The sequence below is a fragment of the Acinetobacter portensis genome (assembly GCF_010646905.1).
Lineage (GTDB): Bacteria > Pseudomonadota > Gammaproteobacteria > Pseudomonadales > Moraxellaceae > Acinetobacter > Acinetobacter portensis.
Genome location: NZ_JAAARQ010000002.1, coordinates 2,018,834 through 2,038,514 on the forward strand (window position 1 = coordinate 2,018,834; position 19,681 = coordinate 2,038,514).

The 19,681-nt window shown below is 37.3% G+C and carries 16 protein-coding genes; 11 read left to right on the forward strand and 5 right to left on the reverse strand.

The annotated features are described in order from the left end of the window. Positions 1-4: 4 nt before the first annotated feature. From GTK57_RS09605 to sucD, 6 genes are all read left to right on the forward strand, one after another. Positions 5-715 carry a succinate dehydrogenase iron-sulfur subunit gene (locus GTK57_RS09605; RefSeq protein ID WP_152875578.1) on the forward strand — a complete coding sequence of 237 codons (711 nt, stop codon included), beginning with the start codon at positions 5-7 and terminating at the stop codon, positions 713-715. Positions 716-1,446: 731 nt separating this feature from the next. Next, a complete protein-coding gene (locus tag GTK57_RS09610) occupies positions 1,447-4,263 on the forward strand; it encodes a 2-oxoglutarate dehydrogenase E1 component (RefSeq protein ID WP_163123096.1) in 2,817 nt (938 codons plus the stop codon). A gap of 18 nt (positions 4,264-4,281) precedes the next feature. Next, on the forward strand, positions 4,282-5,487 hold the full coding sequence (odhB, locus tag GTK57_RS09615) for a 2-oxoglutarate dehydrogenase complex dihydrolipoyllysine-residue succinyltransferase (protein ID WP_152875574.1): 1,206 nt from the start codon (positions 4,282-4,284) through the stop codon (positions 5,485-5,487). Between the two features lie 95 nt (positions 5,488-5,582). After that, positions 5,583-7,013: a dihydrolipoyl dehydrogenase gene (lpdA, locus tag GTK57_RS09620; RefSeq protein WP_152875572.1), complete on the forward strand. Its 1,431-nt coding sequence runs from the start codon at positions 5,583-5,585 to the stop codon at positions 7,011-7,013. A gap of 171 nt (positions 7,014-7,184) precedes the next feature. Next, positions 7,185-8,351 carry an ADP-forming succinate--CoA ligase subunit beta gene (gene sucC / locus GTK57_RS09625; protein WP_163123100.1) on the forward strand — a complete coding sequence of 389 codons (1,167 nt, stop codon included), beginning with the start codon at positions 7,185-7,187 and terminating at the stop codon, positions 8,349-8,351. 12 nt (positions 8,352-8,363) lie between these two features. Then, positions 8,364-9,254 (forward strand): succinate--CoA ligase subunit alpha, encoded by an 891-nt coding sequence (sucD, locus tag GTK57_RS09630; RefSeq protein ID WP_152875570.1) that lies wholly within the window; start codon positions 8,364-8,366, stop codon positions 9,252-9,254. 98 nt (positions 9,255-9,352) lie between these two features. On the opposite strand, the gene GTK57_RS09635 is transcribed toward sucD, so the two are convergent. From GTK57_RS09635 to trpS, 3 genes are all read right to left on the reverse strand, one after another. Next, positions 9,353-11,059 (reverse strand): flotillin family protein, encoded by a 1,707-nt coding sequence (locus GTK57_RS09635; RefSeq protein ID WP_152875569.1) that lies wholly within the window; start codon positions 11,057-11,059, stop codon positions 9,353-9,355. Between the two features lie 29 nt (positions 11,060-11,088). Continuing rightward, entirely contained in the window at positions 11,089-11,733 is a 645-nt protein-coding gene (locus GTK57_RS09640; protein ID WP_163123103.1) for a YqiJ family protein, read from the reverse strand. A 374-nt stretch (positions 11,734-12,107) separates the two neighbouring features. After that, positions 12,108-13,121 carry a tryptophan--tRNA ligase gene (trpS, locus tag GTK57_RS09645; protein ID WP_152874322.1) on the reverse strand — a complete coding sequence of 338 codons (1,014 nt, stop codon included), beginning with the start codon at positions 13,119-13,121 and terminating at the stop codon, positions 12,108-12,110. A 317-nt stretch (positions 13,122-13,438) separates the two neighbouring features. Here trpS and GTK57_RS09650 point away from each other — a divergent pair, with 317 nt between their 5' ends. From GTK57_RS09650 to GTK57_RS09665, 4 genes are all read left to right on the forward strand, one after another. Continuing rightward, positions 13,439-14,374 (forward strand): DUF808 domain-containing protein, encoded by a 936-nt coding sequence (locus GTK57_RS09650; RefSeq protein WP_163123106.1) that lies wholly within the window; start codon positions 13,439-13,441, stop codon positions 14,372-14,374. A 76-nt stretch (positions 14,375-14,450) separates the two neighbouring features. Continuing rightward, positions 14,451-15,356, forward strand: coding sequence for a KPN_02809 family neutral zinc metallopeptidase (ypfJ, locus tag GTK57_RS09655; protein ID WP_152874324.1), 906 nt, complete (start codon positions 14,451-14,453; stop codon positions 15,354-15,356). A gap of 224 nt (positions 15,357-15,580) precedes the next feature. Next, a complete protein-coding gene (locus GTK57_RS09660) occupies positions 15,581-17,080 on the forward strand; it encodes a cation:proton antiporter (protein WP_152874325.1) in 1,500 nt (499 codons plus the stop codon). A gap of 5 nt (positions 17,081-17,085) precedes the next feature. Beyond that, a complete protein-coding gene (locus tag GTK57_RS09665) occupies positions 17,086-17,394 on the forward strand; it encodes an MGMT family protein (protein ID WP_163123109.1) in 309 nt (102 codons plus the stop codon). A 45-nt stretch (positions 17,395-17,439) separates the two neighbouring features. On the opposite strand, the gene GTK57_RS09670 is transcribed toward GTK57_RS09665, so the two are convergent. Then, entirely contained in the window at positions 17,440-17,880 is a 441-nt protein-coding gene (locus tag GTK57_RS09670; RefSeq protein ID WP_163123111.1) for a universal stress protein, read from the reverse strand. Between the two features lie 329 nt (positions 17,881-18,209). On the opposite strand from GTK57_RS09670, the gene GTK57_RS09675 reads away from it, so the two are divergent. Beyond that, a complete protein-coding gene (locus tag GTK57_RS09675; protein WP_163123114.1) occupies positions 18,210-18,995 on the forward strand; it encodes a hypothetical protein in 786 nt (261 codons plus the stop codon). Positions 18,996-19,014: 19 nt separating this feature from the next. On the opposite strand, the gene GTK57_RS09680 is transcribed toward GTK57_RS09675, so the two are convergent. Then, entirely contained in the window at positions 19,015-19,641 is a 627-nt protein-coding gene (locus GTK57_RS09680) for a CatB-related O-acetyltransferase (protein WP_163123117.1), read from the reverse strand. Positions 19,642-19,681 lie beyond the last annotated feature (40 nt).

Here is a 19,681-nt window from a genome sequence, read left to right on the forward strand (position 1 = left end):
TAAGATGAGTAGAGGTACTCGTACATTTAATATCTACCGCTACGATCCTGATAAGGATAAAGCACCGTACATGGAAACTTTCAAACTTGAGTTGACTGATAAGCACCGTATGTTGCTTGATGCGCTTCTTGCATTGAAAGTACAAGACGAATCTTTAACGTTCCGTCGTTCATGTCGTGAAGGTATTTGTGGTTCAGATGGTGTGAACATTAATGGTAAAAATGGTTTAGCGTGTCTTTGGAACCTAAACGATTTACCAAATGAAATCACTATTCGTCCATTGCCTGGTCTTCCAGTTGTGAAAGACTTGGTTGTAGACATGAATCAGTTCTATGATCAGTATGATAAAATTCATCCATTCTTGATTAATAACCAGCCAGCTCCTGCAAAAGAGCGTTTACAGTCTCCTGAAGATCGTGAACATTTGGATGGTTTGTATGAATGTATTTTATGTGCATGCTGTTCTACTTCATGTCCATCATTCTGGTGGAACCCAGATAAATTCTTGGGTCCGTCTGCATTGTTGAATGCGTATCGCTTTATTATTGATACACGTGATACTGCAACTCAAGAGCGTTTGGCTCGTCTTGACGATCCGTTCTCTCTTTTCCGTTGTAAAGGTATCATGAACTGCGTTTCAGTTTGCCCTAAAGGTTTGAATCCAACTAAAGCTATTGGTCACATCCGTAGCATGATGTTTGATCAAGCGGGTTAATCTGTAACCGTTAAAAAAGCACACCTAATTTGGTGTGCTTTTTTTTATGTGATAAGTAATAAAATGATACAAATGCATTTGATCTTTTATAGTATTTTTATAATGTGTTTCAGAATTTAAATCTCTCTGAATTTAGTGTGAATTTTAAAGTTCTGCTGAAAACTAAAATTTGAAATGTTAGTATAGATATTGCTAAATACAGTGATATTTAATGGAATGCTAACAAGATTTTTTATCAAATTTTAATAATTTAGAGCTTGATTTAAAGAATTTAAAGCCCAATATTATATAGGCGATTATATGTACTGTATTTAGCCAATTTATTAAAGGTATGTGTCAAAAAAATCAATTCAAGTTGAAAGTTCGTGTTAAAATAACGGGTATCACTATATTTGAAAAAACCATACATTTTATGTGTGAATTTTAGTCAAAAAGACAGTGGTTAATCGTGATGAGAGATAATCGCTTTAGAAAAAGTAATCTACTTTGTTATTTTTTCTAAGTCGATTTGCAGAAAATTGCTCGGTATCGCCGAGTATATGTGAATGATGATGCCGCTGAGGGCGTTATGATTCATTGTTTACATTGGGATCTCCTAATGTAGCGATAACGCCTCAAAGGTTACGCCTAAAGGGGAGTAATGTGGTGTCACCAATTTGACATTACAAATCATGGGTTTTGCTTTAAAACGCATCCTGTAAATATTTTTGCAATAGGAAATGGGTCCAAAAATGCAAGAAGTTGTTGACGCGTTGCGTCTAGACACTGAACTTTCCGCTGATAGTGCAGCGTATATTGAAGAAATTTATGAGCAGTATTTAACGGCTCCAGATTCAGTTGGAGAAGATTGGCGTAAATACTTCGATAAATTTCCAAAAGGTGATCAACCACATAGTAATGTGCGTGAGCAATTTTTATTATTAGGTCGTAATTCAAGCCGCGTTCAGTCTGTTGTACAAAGTGCAAGTTCTGAGCATGGACAACGTCAAATTGGCGTATTACAACTTATTGCTGCGTATCGTAACCGTGGTCATCAAAAGGCTAAATTGGATCCATTAGGTTTAGCAAAACGTGAAGATGCTTATGATTTAGAATTAAGCGCTCACGGTTTAACTAAATCTGATTTAGATACAGTATTCAATACAGGTAATCTAGCGATTGGCAAAACAGAAGCTACGTTAGGTGAAATGATTGAAGCAATGGAAGCAACTTATTGCTCTACCGTTGGTGTTGAATACATGCACATTGTGGACACCAAGGAAAAACGTTGGATTCAGCAACGCCTTGAAAGTGCACGTGGGCAATTTGGATTTAATGCAGATCAGAAAAAGCACGTATTAGAACGCTTAACTGCTGCTGAGGGTCTAGAAAAATTCCTTGGTAATAAATACGTTGGTGCAAAACGTTTTGGTGTGGAAGGTGGTGAATCTTTCATTCCTATGGTGAACGAACTGATTCAACGTGCAGGTTCTGTAGGTTGTAAAGAAGTTGTTATCGGGATGCCACACCGTGGTCGTTTGAACCTTCTTGTTAACATCATGGGTAAAAACCCAGCCGATTTATTCGGTGAGTTTGAAGGTAAGTCTCTTCATAAAAGAGGTTCTGGTGACGTTAAATATCACCAAGGTTTCTCTTCTAACGTAATGACTCCAGGTGGCGAAGTTCACTTAGCATTAGCATTTAACCCATCTCATTTAGAAATCGTAGGACCTGTTGTTGAAGGTTCTGTACGTGCGCGTCAAGTACGTCGTAAAGATATTGGCGGTGATGATGTATTGCCAATTATCGTACATGGTGATGCTGCTTTTGCTGGTCAAGGTGTAAACCAAGAAACCTTCCAAATGTCGCAAACTCGTGGTTACACAGTGGGTGGTACAGTTCACATCGTTGTAAACAACCAAGTGGGCTTCACAACTTCAGATCCGCGTGATGCACGTTCTACCGAATATTGTACTGATATTGCAAAAATGATTCAGGCTCCAATTTTCCATGTAAATGGTGATGATCCTGAAGCTGTAATTTTTGTAACTCAATTGGCGCATGATTTCCGTCATACATTCCGTAAAGATGTTGTGATTGACATGTTCTGCTACCGTCGTCGTGGTCATAACGAAGCGGATGAACCTGCTGCAACTCAACCGATGATGTATCAAGTGATCAACAAAAAGACGACTACTCGTGCTTTATATGCTGATCAATTGGTTCAAGAAAAAGTATTAGAACGCGTAGCTACAGATCAAATGATCGAAGATTATCGTTCAGATCTTGAAGCGGGTAAACATGTTGCTAATGCACTTGTGTTAGAACCAAATACAAAAATGTTTGTAGATTGGTCTCCATACGTGGGTCATGAATACACAGATGTTTGGGATACAACTTTCCCAATCGAACGCTTAAAAGAACTTGGTCAAAAAATGCGTGAGCTTCCAGAAGGCTTCGTAATGCAACGCCAAGTGTCTAAAGTGATTGATGATCGCTTGAAAATGCAAACAGGTGAATTACCTCTAAACTGGGGTGCTGCTGAAACTTTAGCGTATGCATCTATTTTAGATGATGGTTTCTTGGTTCGCTTAACAGGTGAAGATGTTGGTCGTGGTACGTTCTCACACCGTCATGCAAAACTGCATAACCAAGTAGATGGTTCTACTTACATCCCACTTTGCAACTTGAAAGAAAACCAACCACGTACTGCAATTTATGACTCATTATTGTCGGAAATGGCTGTACTTGCATTTGAATATGGTTATGCAACAACTCTTCCTAAGAGCTTGATCATTTGGGAAGCTCAGTTTGGTGACTTCGCTAACTGTGCGCAAATGGTTATTGACCAATTCATCTCTTCTGGTGAAACCAAATGGGAACGTGCATGTGGTTTAACCATGCTTCTTCCTCATGGTTTTGAAGGTCAAGGTCCTGAGCATTCTTCAGCACGTTTAGAGCGTTTCTTACAGCTTTGTGCAGAAGACAACATGCAAGTGATTACACCGACTACACCAGCACAGATTTATCATGCTTTACGTCGTCAAGCACTTCGCCCAATTCGTAAACCGTTGATCGTGACTTCACCGAAATCATTGCTTCGTCACAAGTTAGCAACATCTACTTTAGATGAGCTAGCAACTGGTACATTCCAAACTGTGATCGATGAAATCGACAACATCAACAAAGCTGACGTAACTCGTTTAGTACTTTGTGGTGGTAAGGTTTATTACGATTTACTTGAAAAACGTCGTGATAAAGGTTTGGAAAATACGGCAATTATTCGTATTGAACAATTGTATCCGTACCCAGAACAACGTATTGCGGAAGTACTTGCGACTTATCCAAACGTAAAAGAAATTGTTTGGGCTCAAGAAGAGCCGAAAAACCAAGGCGCTTGGTTGTTCATTGCTCCACGTTTATATGACGATGTAATGAATACGGGTAAACAAGTACGTATTAGCTATGCGGGCCGTGAAGCATCTGCTGCACCAGCGTGTGGTTCACCATATTTACATGCAAAACAACAAGCTCAGCTCGTAAATGATGCTTTAGCGATCGTAGAATAATCAGGAGATTCTAAAATCATGGCAACCGAAATTAAAGCACCTGTATTCCCAGAATCAGTTGCGGATGGAACAATCGCAACTTGGCACAAACAACCAGGTGAAGCAGTATCACGTGACGAAGTAATCTGTGATATTGAAACAGATAAAGTTGTTTTAGAAGTGGTAGCTCCTGCTGATGGCACAATTGCGTCAATCATCAAAAATGAAGGCGATACAGTTCTTTCAAATGAAGTGATTGCTCAGTTTGAAGAGGGTGCTGTTTCTGGCGCTACTCAAACTCAAGCAGTTCAATCTGAAGAGAAAGTAGAAGCTGCTACGGCTCAGACTCAAGCAGGTGCTTCAGCTGTTGTTGAGCGTGCGCAAGTTGCTGATCAAGCGCCTGCAGTTCGTAAAGCATTAACAGAATCTGGTATTGCTGCTAGTGATGTTGCGGGTTCTGGTCGTGGTGGTCGTATCACTAAAGAAGACGTTGCTAATCATCAAGCTAAACCTGCTGCTGCACCTTTAAGTGTTGCTGTTGGTGAGCGTATCGAAAAACGTGTTCCGATGACTCGTCTTCGTAAGCGTGTTGCTGAACGTCTTCTTGCTGCAACTCAAGAAACTGCAATGTTGACTACGTTTAACGAAGTGAACATGAAACCAATCATGGAAATGCGTGCTCAATATAAAGATGCTTTTGAAAAGCGTCATGGCGCTCGTTTAGGCTTCATGTCATTCTTTGTTAAGGCTGCAACTGAAGCACTTAAACGCTACCCAGCTGTAAATGCTTCAATTGATGGCGAAGACATCGTTTATCACGGTTTCTATGACATTGGTGTTGCTGTATCTTCTGAGCGTGGTTTAGTAGTACCTGTATTACGTGATACAGATCGTATGAACTATGCTGAAGTTGAAAATGGTATCCGTGCTTACGCTGCGAAAGCACGTGACGGCAAATTGGGTATTGAAGATATGACTGGCGGTACTTTCACTATTACTAATGGTGGTACTTTCGGTTCATTATTATCTACTCCAATTTTGAACACACCACAAACTGCTATTTTGGGTATGCATAAAATCCAAGATCGTCCTATGGCAGTAAATGGTCAAGTAGAAATCTTGCCAATGATGTACCTAGCACTTTCTTATGACCATCGTTTAATTGATGGTAAAGAAGCTGTAGGTTTCCTTGTAACAATCAAAGAATTGTTAGAAGAGCCAGCACGTCTTATTCTTGATCTATAATTTATTAATTAAAAATCTCCCCTAACCCCTCTTAAAAAAGAGGGGAAACTCTCCCCTTAAAAAGGGAGATTGAGGGGGATTGCTTGGAGATACAAATGTCTCAATTCGATTTAGTTGTAATCGGTGGTGGCCCAGGTGGTTACGAAGCGGCGATTCGTGCAGCTCAACTTGGTTTTAAAGTTGCGTGTATTGAAAAGCGTATTCATAAAGGTAAACCATCTTTAGGCGGTACTTGCTTAAACGTAGGTTGTATCCCTTCTAAAGCTTTACTTGATTCTTCTCATCGCTACGAAGATACAGTTCATCATTTAGATGATCACGGTATTACAACGGGTGATGTTAAGTTTGATCTTGCAAAACTACTTGCACGTAAAGACAAAATTGTTGACCAATTAACAATGGGTATCGATGGCTTATTAAAAGGCAATGGTATCGAATGGTTAAAAGGTACTGGTAAATTACTTGCAGGTAAAAAAGTAGAATTTGTTTCTCACGAAGGTGAAACTCAAATTTTAGAACCTAAATACGTAATTCTTGCGACTGGTTCTGTACCTGTAAATATTCCTGTAGCCCCTGTAGATCAAGATATTATTGTTGATTCTACTGGCGCATTAGAATTCCAAGAAGTACCTAAGCGTTTAGGTGTAATTGGTGCAGGTGTAATTGGTTTAGAACTTGGTTCTGTTTGGCGTCGTTTGGGTGCGGAAGTTGTTGTATTTGAAGCAATGGATGCATTTTTACCAATGGCTGATAAAGCTTTGGCAAAAGACTACCAAAAATTATTAACTAAACAAGGTCTTGATATTCGTGTTGGCGCTAAAGTTGCTGGTACAGAAATCAATGGTTCTGAAGTTACAGTTAAATACACGCAAGGTGGCGAAGAAAAAACTCAAGCATTCGACAAGTTAATCGTTTGTGTGGGTCGTCGTGCATATGCTGAAGGCTTATTGGCTGATGATTGCGGTATTAAATTAACTGAACGTGGTTTAGTTGAAGTTAATGATTGGTGTGCAACTTCTGTTGAAGGCGTATACGCAATTGGTGACTTGGTACGTGGTCCAATGCTTGCTCATAAAGCAATGGAAGAGGGCGTAATGGCAGTTGAACGTATTCACGGTCATGCTGCTCAAGTAAACTACGATACAATTATTTCTGTAATTTATACACATCCAGAAGCTGCGTGGGTAGGTTTAACAGAACAGCAAGCTATCGATAAAGGTCACGAAGTTAAAACTGGTCAATTTGGTTTTGCTGCGAATGGTCGTGCTATGGCTGCTGGTGAAAATGCAGGTTTCGTGAAGTTTGTTGCTGATGCAAAAACTGACCGTTTACTTGGTATGCACGTCATTGGACCTGCTGCGTCTGATATCGTTCACCAAGGTATGATTGCACTTGAGTTTGTTTCATCTGTTGAAGATCTTCAATTGATGACATTTGGTCACCCAACATTCTCTGAAGTTGTTCATGAAGCGGCGTTGGCTGTTGATGGACGAGCAATTCACGCGATTCAGCGTAAACGTAAGTAATTAAAAATTAGCGGCTTCGGCCGCTCTTTTTACATTTGGTGGTTGTTTTCGTTTGAATAATCATCTAATAATAAAATTATAATTTTTAATAAATGCTGATGCTTATTGCGGAAGCGACATAAGTATCAGTGACCATAAAAACGTGAAAAGTAGTAAAAGGTAAATAACTAAATGAATCTACACGAGTATCAAGCAAAGGCTCTTTTAAAAAAATATGGTATGCCTGTTCAAGAGGGTATTATTGCATCGAATGCCGATGAGGCGGTGCAAGCATTTGAACAGCTAGGTGGCAAATTTGCCGTAATGAAAGCCCAAGTACATGCTGGTGGACGTGGTAAAGCAGGCGGTGTTAAGGTTGTAAAATCTGCACAAGAAGCTCGTGACTACGCAAATAGCATTATTGGTACACGCCTTGTAACGTATCAAACAGATGCCGATGGTCAACCTGTTAATAGCATACTTGTTGCGGAAGATGTTTATCCTGTTGAACGTGAATTATATCTTGGTGCGGTTGTAGATCGCTCAAGTCGTCGCGTAACTTTCATGGCATCTACTGAAGGTGGTGTTGAAATTGAAAAAGTTGCAGAAGAAACACCTGAAAAAATCATTAAAGTAGAAGTAGATCCATTAGTTGGACTATTACCTTTCCAAGCACGTGAAGTTGCTTTCGCATTAAATCTAAAAGACAAACAAGTTAATCAATTTGTAAAAATTATGACTGCTGCTTATCAAGCATTTGTTGAAAATGATTTTGCATTATTTGAAATTAATCCGCTTTCTGTTCGTGAAAATGGTGAAATTTTATGTGTTGATGCCAAAGTGGGTATCGACTCAAACGCACTTTATCGCTTACCTGAAGTTGCGGCTTTACGTGATAAATCTCAAGAAAATGAGCGTGAGCTTAAAGCATCTGAATTTGAGCTGAACTATGTTGCTTTAGAAGGTAATATTGGTTGTATGGTGAATGGTGCTGGTCTTGCAATGGCAACGATGGATATCATTAAGCTTTATGGTGGTCAACCTGCAAACTTCCTAGATGTTGGTGGTGGCGCAACGAAAGATCGCGTAATTGAAGCGTTCAAAATCATTCTTGCAGATAGCTCTGTTCAAGGCGTATTAATTAATATCTTTGGTGGTATTGTGCGTTGTGACATGATTGCTGAGGCAATTATTGCAGCGGTTCAAGAAGTAAATGTATCGGTTCCTGTTGTTGTTCGCCTTGAAGGTAACAATGCTGAACTTGGTGCGAAATTACTTGATGAATCGGGTCTAAAACTTATTTCTGCGAATGGCTTAGCCGATGCTGCAGAAAAAATTGTTGCTGCAGTAAAAGCTTAAGGAGTATCAATCATGAGCGTATTAATTAATAAAGACACAAAAGTATTGGTACAAGGCTTTACTGGTAAAAATGGTACTTTCCATTCAGCTCAAGCTTTAGAGTACGGCACAAAAGTTGTTGGTGGTGTTACACCGGGCAAGGGCGGTTCTATTCATTTAGATCTTCCTGTATTCAATACAATGAAAGAAGCGGTACGTGAAACTCAGGCAGATGCTTCAGTTATTTATGTGCCTGCACCATTTGTTTTAGATTCTATTGTTGAAGCGGTAGATTCAGGTGTAGAACTTATTGTTGTGATCACAGAAGGTGTTCCAACAATTGATATGTTAAAAGCGAAGCGTTACCTAGAAACTTATGGCAATAACACGCGTTTAATTGGTCCAAACTGTCCGGGTATTATTACTCCAGGTGAATGTAAGATTGGTATTATGCCGGGTCACATTCATCAACCAGGTAAAATTGGAATTATCTCACGTTCAGGTACTCTGACTTATGAAGCTGTTGCTCAAACAACCAAGCTTGGTTTAGGTCAGTCTACGTGTATTGGTATTGGTGGTGACCCTATTCCAGGTATGAACCAAATTGATTGCTTGAAATTATTCCAAGAAGATCCACAAACTGAAGCTATTATTATGATTGGTGAGATTGGTGGTTCTGCTGAAGAAGAAGCTGCTGAATATATTCAATCGCATGTGACCAAACCTGTTGTGGGTTATATCGCAGGTGTAACAGCACCGAAAGGCAAACGTATGGGTCATGCGGGAGCAATTATTTCGGGTGGTAAAGGTACAGCAGAAGAGAAATTTGCAGCCTTTGAAAAAGCAGGTATGGCTTATACGCGTAGTCCTGCTGAATTAGGTTCTACAATGTATCAAGTACTTAAAGAAAAAGGTTTGGTTTAATCTGAATCTAAATAAAAAAGCCCTCGATTGAGGGCTTTTTTATTGTGCTAGATCATTTAAAAAATTAAATTATCTAGTACTTTGTTATTTTGATATGACTATTTTTGCTGTGGTTTTAAGCTTTGAGTTAGGCCATTAATATCGCCACCTTGAATGCCTAATTCATTCATTAAGCTATCAATAAGCGGTGCTTGGCTACGGTAACGTAAAGCACTATTTACAACCTGATCAGATAAAGCAACTGAGCCATTTTCACTATTTTCTGCAGTTGTACCTGTTCCTGAAATAGCACCTAAACCGCTTACTTGAAGAATTTTAATATCATCAATATTCTCCATTGGTTTAACGCTTTCACGAATAATTTCAGGTAAATATTTAAGTAATGCTAAGCGAATTTGCATTTCAACTTGTTCTGTTGAAAGAATATTATTTGCTTCGTTAACTGCTCTCGTACCTTCTGCATCTACCTGATATTGTTTTTCCATTGCTTCTGCTAAAAGTATTTTTGCATCCGCTTCACCTTTTGCTTTTAAGCGGACTTTTTCTGCTTCGGCCTCAGCAGTTGTTCGAATAGCATCAGCTTCATCTACGGCTGCTTTTTTACCTGCTTCAGCAGCAACGGTAATTGAAATGGCATCTTTTTCTGCGGCTTGTTTTGCGGCAACTAATTCAACGGCTTTTTCACGTTCTGCACGTTGTGTTTCACGAACGGTGAGTACTAACTCTTCAGCTTTTACTGCTTCTGCACGGGCTTGATCTGCTTGGGCTTTTGCTTCAGATTCAGCACGTGATTTTTCAGCAATTGCAATGGCACGATCTTGTTCAGCAAGTTCAATGGTTTTCTTTTGTTCCACTTGTGCTTTTTGAATAAGTTGTGCTTTTAAGATATTTTCATTTTCAATATCACGTGCAGATGCAATTCGTTTTAATTCAACTTCACGTTCAGCGGCAATTTGAGCTTCTTCTGCTTCACGTTTTTTAGCCGCTTCTTGTGTTGCAATTTCAGCAATTTGTTCAGATTTACGAATAGAAATTTCACGTTCTTGTTGAAGTTTTGCATATTCTTCTTCACGAATAATTTGTAAACGAGCTTGTTCTGCTTCTAGGTTTTTTGTTTTGATTGCAAGATCGGCATCTTGTTCAATGTGATTACGTTTACGACGACGATCTTCAATCGTTTCAGTAAGCTTCGTCAAACCTTCAGCATCGAAAGCATTTTGTGGGTTGAAGTATTTGAAGCCTGTTTGATCTAACCCTGTAAGAGAAACCGTTTCTAATTCTAAGCCGTTTTTAAATAAATCTTCTGATACGACTTGTTGAACTTTTTGCACAAAATCGACACGTTTTTCGTGAAGCTCTTCCATTGCCATTTCTGCAGCAACAGCACGTAAAGAATCTACAAATTTACCTTCAACCAAATTTTTTAATTCATTGGGTGACATGGTTTTTTGACCCAATGTTTGGGCAGCTGTCGCAATAGATTCTGCTGTGGGCTTAACACGAACATAAAATTCTGCCATTACATCTACACGCATGCGATCACGTGTAATGAGTGCTTGATCATCTGCACGTTTAACTTCAAGGCGAAGCGTGTTCATATTTACGGGAATAATTTCATGTAAAACAGGAAGTACAATTGCACCACCACCCAAAATGACTTTTTCACCGCCAAAACCTGTGCGTACAAAAGATATTTCTTTACTCGAACGTCGATAAAGACGCGCAATGATAATACCGATGAAAATAAGTGCGGCAAAAATAACACCCGCAATAATCAGTACATTATAAAAATTAGAAATAGCCATTCTTCATGTTCTCTTTAGTTGTATTCGATTTAGCTCTTTATTGCTTTAAAGCCTAGAGTTGTTTTTTCAGTTAAAAGTACAGTTTCACCCTGATTAAACGTTTCATCTGATTCAGGTTCGACTAATACATAATGCGTTTGTGAATGTTGATCTATCACTTTGGCTTCGGCAGGCGAATTGATTTGAGCTTTGCCTAAAATAATTGTGGCAGATCGTCCAATCAATTCATGACTATATATTGCTGTTGTTTCATCTTGAGGTAAAATTTTTGAAATGATCATTGAGCTATAACGCACAATTGGCATAGTAAGAACTAGGCAGGTAGGGGAGATAATCCATACATTAATAAAATGCTGTGTAAATTGATGGAAAATAGATTGAACGATAAAACCTGTTAAGCCGTATCCTGTAAGAAATACAATGAACCAGACCAAAAGGGGGATTCTTCCGATATATAGCCAATCTAGAATTAAATTAAAAAGATTCGCTTCCCCATCAATATGTACATCAACATCTTTGGAAGTACTTAATTCTTCTGGTAAAAATTGATCGAGGAAACCTTGTGAACCGCCACCAAATATCATCAGAATGATTTCGAGTGTGCCAAGTAGGAAAAGTAAACAAAGACTAATGCTAAAAATAATGTTGGAAGGATGTGTGAGTAGTTCCCACATAATTTAATTTCTCTAGTTTATTTGGGTTGGTTGTAAGTTTTTGAAAATTAATAAATATAAATAATTATTGTGTAAATTATATCACGTTTTCACTAAATTTTAGGCAAAAAAATGCGCAACAATTGGGGTGACTGTTGCGCAGAAAATCGAAACTGTTTACACAGGTTCGGGGGTAACTAGTGAAATTAAACATATAAGATTAATTTCTATGAAGTAATAATAATAGAGAAATTGAATTGGGTCTTTTAGTCTATTGTTGATCTAGTGTTAAAGCATGTAATTAGTGTTGTTTTTGGTGATCTATTTATCACAATGTATTAAAAGCAAAAAAGCTCAAAGATGAGCTTTTTTGTATCGTAAAATTGATGTCTATCTTAGAAGTGAAAAACACCCAAACCAGACTTAACTTCATCTAAGGTTTGTTGAGTAATATCACGGCATTTTTCTGTGCCTGCTTTTAAGATATCCATGATGTAGTCAGGATCTTTTGCAAGTTCCATACGACGTTCACGAATAGGTGTAATTAATTCTTTAAGTACACCTTCAAGGCGTTTTTTCACCGTACCATCGCCTAAACCACCACGACGATAATGTGCTTTAAGTTCTTCAACTTCTTCTTTGTTTGGATCGAAAGCATCTAAGTAAGTGAATACGATATTGCCTTCGACTTGACCAGGATCTTCAACACGTAAGTGGTTTGGATCGGTGTACATTGCATTAACGGCTTTCTTAATGTCTTTATCAGAAGCATCAAGCACAATGGTATTGCCTAAAGATTTAGACATTTTTGCTTTGCCATCGAAGCCAGGTAAACGTCCAACATTTGAAAGTAATGCTTTGCATTCAGGAAGTAATTCTTGACCAATTTGACGGTTCAAACGACGAACAATTTCATTGGTTTGTTCAATCATTGGAATTTGGTCTTCGCCAACAGGTACAACCGTTGCTTTAAATGCTGTGATATCGGCTGCTTGAGCAACTGGATAACATAAGAAGCCTGCAGGAATATCACGTTCAAATCCACGCATCTGAATTTCAGACTTAATGGTTGGATTACGTTCTAAACGAGATACGGTCACAAAGTTTAAATACAACATAGTGAGTTCGTTTAAAGCAGGTAAGCCCGATTGAACACAAATTGTTGTTTTTGTTGGGTCGATGCCTACAGCTAAGTAGTCTGTTGCTACTTCAATAATATTACGACGTACTTTTTCGAAGTTGTCAGCATTATCTGTAAATGCTTGAGCATCAGCTAATAAAAGATGCTGATGATGTGAATCTTGTAAACCCACGCGTGAACGCAAAGAACCTACAAAGTGACCTAAGTGAAGTTGGCCTGTAGGGCGGTCGCCAGTCAAAATCACTGGACGATTATCTTGATTACTCATTATGAATTCCAGAACAGTAGCCAGCGCTACTCATATATACAAAGAATGCAGATATTGTACGGTAATTTTTTTTTTAATGTCAGCAAGAATAAATACTGAATTTGAAAAATCTTAGTATTTAATGAATATGAATGATATTTAATAAGAACTTATATTTACTCAATTACATAATTTATGGGCAAATTAACATAACAGATAAATAAAGCACGGTTGAAAGATCCTTTTGAAAATAAATAGGCTTTTAAACAATCTGATGTTTTTCTTTTTAAGGCGATATATTAAAGATAGAATAAATAAAAAAATGCGTGGAATAAAAAATGGCGAGCAGCTTATTACTATTATTAGATGACATTGCTACTGTACTTGATGATGTTGCAGTCATGAGTAAGATGGCAGCAAAAAAAACAGCAGGCGTCCTTGGTGATGATTTGGCTTTGAATGCACAACAAGTTAGTGGTGTAAAAGCCGATCGTGAGCTTCCTGTGGTATGGGCAGTTGCGAAAGGTTCCTTTGTAAATAAGCTTATTTTAGTTCCACTTGCTTTATTAATTAGTGTGGTTGCACCTTGGCTTATTAACCCGCTGTTAATGATTGGTGGTTTGTTTCTTTGCTACGAAGGCGTTGAAAAAGTTTTACATTCTTTACATAAGAAAAAAAATCATGCAGAAAGTCATGAAGAAAACCTCACAGAACATGAAAATATTGAAGACATCGATTTAGCTGCATTTGAAAAAGATAAAATAAAAGGTGCAATTCGTACCGATTTTATTTTATCTGCTGAAATAGTGGTGATTTCACTTGGAACAGTTGCCACAGCAGCCTTTATGACACAGTTGAGTGTATTGGCTGTTATTGCAATCGTCATGACTGTTGGGGTTTATGGTTTTGTCGCGATGATTGTGAAAATTGATGATTTAGGTTTGTATTTGGTAGATCAAGCATCTTCAATAAAACAAAGTATTGGTCGAGCTTTGCTCGCTTTTGCCCCAAAATTGATGAAAACACTCACAATTGTCGGAACAATTGCAATGTTTTTGGTGGGCGGTGGCATTATCAACCATGCTATTCCACTATTTCATCATTGGACTGAAGATGCAGTAGATCATATTGAGTTGATTCCAAATATTGGAAGTATTGTGGGAGCATTGACACCAACAATGATTAATTTAGTCACAGGTTTTGTTGCAGGTTTAATCGTGTTGATTGTTATATCTTTAGGACACAAAGTTTTTTCAAAGACTAAACAAGCATAAATAATTGAAGTATAAGTAATTAAAGATCGCTAAAATAAAGCATATATACAGCATATGCACAATAAGGATAATGACTATGCGTTGGAAAGGTCGTCGTGTAAGTAATAATATTGAAGATCGCCGTGGTGGTGGTGCGGGTAAAGCAGGTGGAATTAGTATTGTAGGTTTGGTTGTGGCTTTTGTTGCATGGAAGTTTTTTGGGGTAGATCCTCAGCAAGCTTATCAGGCAACTAAACAAGTTACAGCCCAAGTGCAACCTGCTGAAACGAGTGGTTTAAGCAACCCAACGCCAGATCAACAAGAAGCTATTGATTTTGTCGGAACTGTTTTAGCAGATACGGAAGATACGTGGACGCAAGTATTCCGTGAGCAACTAAATGCACAATATCAACCACCTAAACTGGTCATGTTTAATGGCGTTGTGAATTCAGGTTGTGGTACTGCACAAGCTGCGATGGGACCATTTTATTGTCCAAGCGATCGAAAAGTTTATATTGATACATCTTTCTTTAAAGATATGAAAACTCAAATGGGTATTTCAGGTGAGCAAAATCAAACTGAATTATCTCGTCAGGATCAAGCAGGCGATTTTGCCCAAGCTTACGTTGTTGCACATGAAGTAGGGCATCATATTCAAACCTTGTTGGGTATTTCAGATCAAGTGCATAAAGCACGCTCTCAAGCATCAAAAACACAAGGCAATCAGCTTTCTGTACGTCAAGAGTTACAAGCAGATTGTTTGTCGGGTATTTGGGCATTTCATACTCAACAACGTACACAATTTTTAGAGCAAGGTGATATTGAAGAAGCGATGGATGCTGCACATAAAATTGGTGATGATTATCTACAAAAAAGTGCAACGGGTCAGGTTGTACCAGATAGCTTTACACATGGTACAAGCGCACAGCGAATGAAGTGGTTTCAAACAGGTTTAAAAAGTGGAAACATCAATGATTGCGACACTTTTAATCAAAATATATAAAGTCTAAATATAGAGTTTAAGCACATGTATAGAAGGGAGATCACTCCCTTTTTTACATTTAAAATGAATTCATTTTAAATGTAAAAAATTATGTTAAAAAAGTTTACTGAATTCGAGTGAAACTTTGAAAAAACGGTACACTATTCAAATAATAAATCCTTAAATTTCTCCTATTTTATGTGGAAATGTTAAGGGCACTTTCGGTTGCAGCATATGGAATACTGATGGGTAATTATTTTTTCCTCCAAGTTTTTACGGTAATTTTTGCACTTTCAATTGCAACTACAATTTTTAATAAACGAGTATTGGGTTTCCCTCAAGCCATAGGTGTTCCCTTAGTCTCTGCAATTTTTGTCTTTATTTTACAATGGGGTGCAAGCCTTTTAAGTGGTAATGAATTTATTACCATTAATATTCATAATATTGAAAATGCTGTTAGACATATCGACTTCTATGACTTTTTAATTAATGGCGTTATTTGTTTTATTTTGACCTCATCGGCACTTAAATTTAAGGTGTCAGATTTAAAAAGTTATTGGAAACCCATTACTATTCTTGCCAGTATTGCCTTAGTTTTATGTGCGGTATTTGTGGGGGTTTTGCTTTATGGTTACCAAATTTTAGTCGGTAATCATGTCGATTTGTTGGTGCTTTTACTCTTAGGTGCTGCACTTGGAGCAACGGATCCGATTGGTATTAAGGGTGTATTAAGTTCGGTTCGTGCACCACATCATCTTATTGTGAAGCTTGAAGGTGAATCTTTATTTAATGATGCAATGTGTATTGCATTGTTTATGACCTTATTGAATGTATTGCAAGGTGAGCATTTTACGCTGATTGGTGTATTGGAAACGCTGCTTTACGAAATTGTTGTTGCTGTGATTATTGGTTGGGGTTTTGGTTTAGCGATATTGCGTTTATTACGTGGTAAGCACGAAATGGAATCACTTATTTTAACCACAGCATTATTGGCATGTGGTTCGTATTTGGTTGCTTTGTTCGCCCATGCTTCTGCGCCTATTGCCTGCGTAATTGGTGGTTTGGTTGTAGGGAATAAGTGGAAAGAGATTCTTCAAGAAAGAGAAATTCGTGAAGTAAACCATTTTTGGCATACGGTTGAAGGCATTATTAACTCGTTCTTATTTACCTTAATTGGTTTAGAACTTTTCATTTTAGATTTAAGTATTAGCTTAATTTTGGGTGGTATTGTTGCCTTTATTATTCTACATGCTTCACGTTTTGCCGCTAACTTTTTATCATTTGCATTTTTCCCAAGCTTCAGACATAAAAGTTATAACGGTAGTTTAGCGATTTTGTCTTGGGGTGGGGTACGTGGTGGTATTTCACTTGCCTTAATTTTGGCGGTAGCGAACATTCCAGAGTTAAGTGAATATAGTAGTATTTTAATTGGCTATACCTTCATTTCTGTATTGTTGTCTGGTTTGGTTTGTGGCTTAGGTTTGCCTGCGGTAATGAATGCCTTTTATTACAATCCGAATGAAGAAAAAACTGGCTTCAAAGGTTGGTATCAGCGTATGTGCCATAAAATGAATAAAAAAGGATTTCAATATATTGTTGAGGAAGATGAGCAAGGTAATGAAATCATTAGCGTGCATAGAACTGATTCAATTGTCGATCAAAAAACGGATGATGGTGTGGCAAAACTTCATCATCCAGATAAATTACAAGAAGTTAAGCGACTAGAAAGTCCGGGTAATTTCTAAAAGCAATGCAAGATTATGTGCGCGAATTTTATGGCATTATTCAGTTAATTCCTCAAGGAAAAGTCGCAACGTATGGGCAAATTGCAAAACTTGCAGGTTTGCCTAAGCATGCACGTCATGTTGGTTTTGCTTTAAAAAATATGGCTGATGATAGCGTTGTACCTTGGCATAGAGTAATTAACTCACAAGGAAAAATTAGCCTAAGTAAGGAAGATGGCTTTGGTGAAAATATTCAAGCTATTAAATTACAATCGGAAGGTGTTGTGGTTATAGATGGCAGGGTAAATTTAAAACGGTATCAATGGAATCCATGAATAAAAAAAGCTTCTTAAATAAGAAGCTTTTTTTTGATTTGAAAATTACTTGCGAACAATAAGAACAGGAACTGTTCCTTCTGCAAGTACGCTTTGTGCAACGCTACCTAAAACTAATTTTTTGAAGCCTGTGCGACCATGTGAACCAATCACAATTAAGTCTGCATTGGCAGCTTCGGCAGCTTTTACAATTTCACGTTGAATGACTTGTCCTTCTAGAAGTTGAGTTTCAACAGTTACGCCATATTCAGCAAATTTTGCTTTTGCTTCTTCGAGTGTTTTAAGAAGTGATTTACGAGCACGTTCAATGAGTTCGTTTGTGTGAGATGCAGAAATGTATTCCGCAGCGATATAAGGATCTAAAGTAAGCACCTGAACAACAGTCACTTTACTGTTGAATGCTTTTGCTAGGTCGGCTGCTTTTTCAATTGCAGCATATGAAGTTTCTGAACCATCTACAGGTACTAAAATATTGTTAAAAGACATTTTATTTCTCCTTTTTTCTAAATAATACAACCATAAAATTATGTGGTTTTCATCTGTTCTTGTAATCATAATATATTGATTTTAAAAAGATTAAAACCTAGTAAAATGCTTGGTGAAATATCGCTAACTTAATGTATTAATTAATAAATATTTACAGTAATTGGGCAATGGCAAAAAAAATTAAAGTGTAAGCGACTGTTTAATTTTGGAGGTGGGTGAATTTAAATTTTGGTATTGAATTTATTGTTTTAAAAATTAATAAATTGCGCTTATGTTTATGAAAATTTTAAGTATATTAATATGATGTACTTTATGAAAATGAATTAAAAATGGTGAATAAATTTAGAAAATGTTTTAGTTCTAAAATGGGAACTATTTTATTGTGGGGAATTACTATTTTATGGTTAATTTTTATTTGCTATCTTTGTAAAGGTAAAGCTTTTCCAGATAAGCTTAATGAAATAGGAGATTTTTTTGCAGGTGCTTTTGCACCCTTAGCATTTCTTTGGCTCGTTTTTGGATTTTATCAACAAGGGCGAGGTTTGAAGCAGAATTCCGAAGCTTTGAGGATTCAGGTAGCTGAGTTAAAACAATCAACAAGGGCTTTAAATCTCCAAGTTGATGAGCAGAAAAAATTACTTAAAACTACTGAAAAGCAAATTAAAATTAATAATGAAAAAAATAATTTTGATAAATTTTATCTAAAAAAACAGTTGCAACCATTTTTTCACTTTTCTGATTTAGAAGTTTGTTGTGAATGTGAAAATGATACTTTTGATAGTTTGTTGGTAATGTTTAAGATTTCTAATAGTAGAACTATATGTAGAAATATATTCTTTACATACGCTTATGAAGAGGGCTCAGCTTATAAGATTTTAAAACATCGAAATATGAATATTTTAAGAGATAGTTCTGAAGGGGGTGTAGTTTCTTTTAATATATCAAATGAACCTTTTTTTGATTCATCGAATAGCTGTGAATTAATAATTATTATAAATTATACAGATGCTGTAGATAAGCTACAAATGCAAAAAATAACTCTACACTTGAAAAAGGATTCTTTCCAAAACATAAGTTTAGATCGTCATGTCTATGGTGAACAGACACTGTATTAAAAAGGAAATTTATTAAAAATTATTTGAATTGATGGATATGAAGTAGTAGTTGGCTCACATCATCCGTTTGCAATTGCTCACGCATCTTTAAAAACTGCTTCTCATCTAAATCATATAACTTTAGAGAAAGCAGTTTTTCTATATCTTCTTCAGGAAAACGATACTTAATTATTTTTGCAGGTACACCACCCACAACCGCATAAGGTGGTACATCTTTCGTTACCACAGCACCTGTTGCAACCACGGCACCTTCGCCAAGCTTCACACCCTGCATAATCATGGCACGAGAACCAATCCAACACCCATCGCCAATAACAGTATCGCCTGCAGGTACAAAACTACGTGTGTCAAAAGGAAAAGCCGAAATCCAATCTGTACGATGCAACTGATTACCGCCCATCATAATCACGCATTCCGCCCCAAAACACACGAAATTACCAATATAAAGCTGATCAATCGGCTTATCAGGTGTAGAAGGCTTATCATGCAAATAACGCACAACACAACGCTCAAAACCCTGATCCCAATAGGCAGAATAATAAGAATAGTTTCCCTTTATGTGAATATTCGGATTTTTCACAGTTTTGGAAATAAATTCGAATTCGCACCAATGCTTAACAGGGGAATTGATTAAAGGCTCAGCCATAAGAACAATCAAAGAACGAGTGTAAAGTCATTATAGCCGA

Coding starts and splice junctions, on each gene's coding strand:
- sucC (WP_163123100.1), top strand. CDS start 7,185: ATGAATCTACACGAGTATCAAGCAAAGGCTCTTTTAAAAAAATATGGT.
- GTK57_RS09605 (WP_152875578.1), top strand. CDS start 5: ATGAGTAGAGGTACTCGTACATTTAATATCTACCGCTACGATCCTGAT.
- GTK57_RS09670 (WP_163123111.1), bottom strand. CDS start 17,880: ATGTCTTTTAACAATATTTTAGTACCTGTAGATGGTTCAGAAACTTCA.
- odhB (WP_152875574.1), top strand. CDS start 4,282: ATGGCAACCGAAATTAAAGCACCTGTATTCCCAGAATCAGTTGCGGAT.
- GTK57_RS09660 (WP_152874325.1), top strand. CDS start 15,581: ATGGGTAATTATTTTTTCCTCCAAGTTTTTACGGTAATTTTTGCACTT.
- ypfJ (WP_152874324.1), top strand. CDS start 14,451: ATGCGTTGGAAAGGTCGTCGTGTAAGTAATAATATTGAAGATCGCCGT.
- GTK57_RS09610 (WP_163123096.1), top strand. CDS start 1,447: ATGCAAGAAGTTGTTGACGCGTTGCGTCTAGACACTGAACTTTCCGCT.
- GTK57_RS09640 (WP_163123103.1), bottom strand. CDS start 11,733: ATGTGGGAACTACTCACACATCCTTCCAACATTATTTTTAGCATTAGT.
- sucD (WP_152875570.1), top strand. CDS start 8,364: ATGAGCGTATTAATTAATAAAGACACAAAAGTATTGGTACAAGGCTTT.
- GTK57_RS09680 (WP_163123117.1), bottom strand. CDS start 19,641: ATGGCTGAGCCTTTAATCAATTCCCCTGTTAAGCATTGGTGCGAATTC.
- lpdA (WP_152875572.1), top strand. CDS start 5,583: ATGTCTCAATTCGATTTAGTTGTAATCGGTGGTGGCCCAGGTGGTTAC.
- GTK57_RS09675 (WP_163123114.1), top strand. CDS start 18,210: ATGGTGAATAAATTTAGAAAATGTTTTAGTTCTAAAATGGGAACTATT.
- GTK57_RS09635 (WP_152875569.1), bottom strand. CDS start 11,059: ATGGCTATTTCTAATTTTTATAATGTACTGATTATTGCGGGTGTTATT.
- GTK57_RS09650 (WP_163123106.1), top strand. CDS start 13,439: ATGGCGAGCAGCTTATTACTATTATTAGATGACATTGCTACTGTACTT.
- trpS (WP_152874322.1), bottom strand. CDS start 13,121: ATGAGTAATCAAGATAATCGTCCAGTGATTTTGACTGGCGACCGCCCT.
- GTK57_RS09665 (WP_163123109.1), top strand. CDS start 17,086: ATGCAAGATTATGTGCGCGAATTTTATGGCATTATTCAGTTAATTCCT.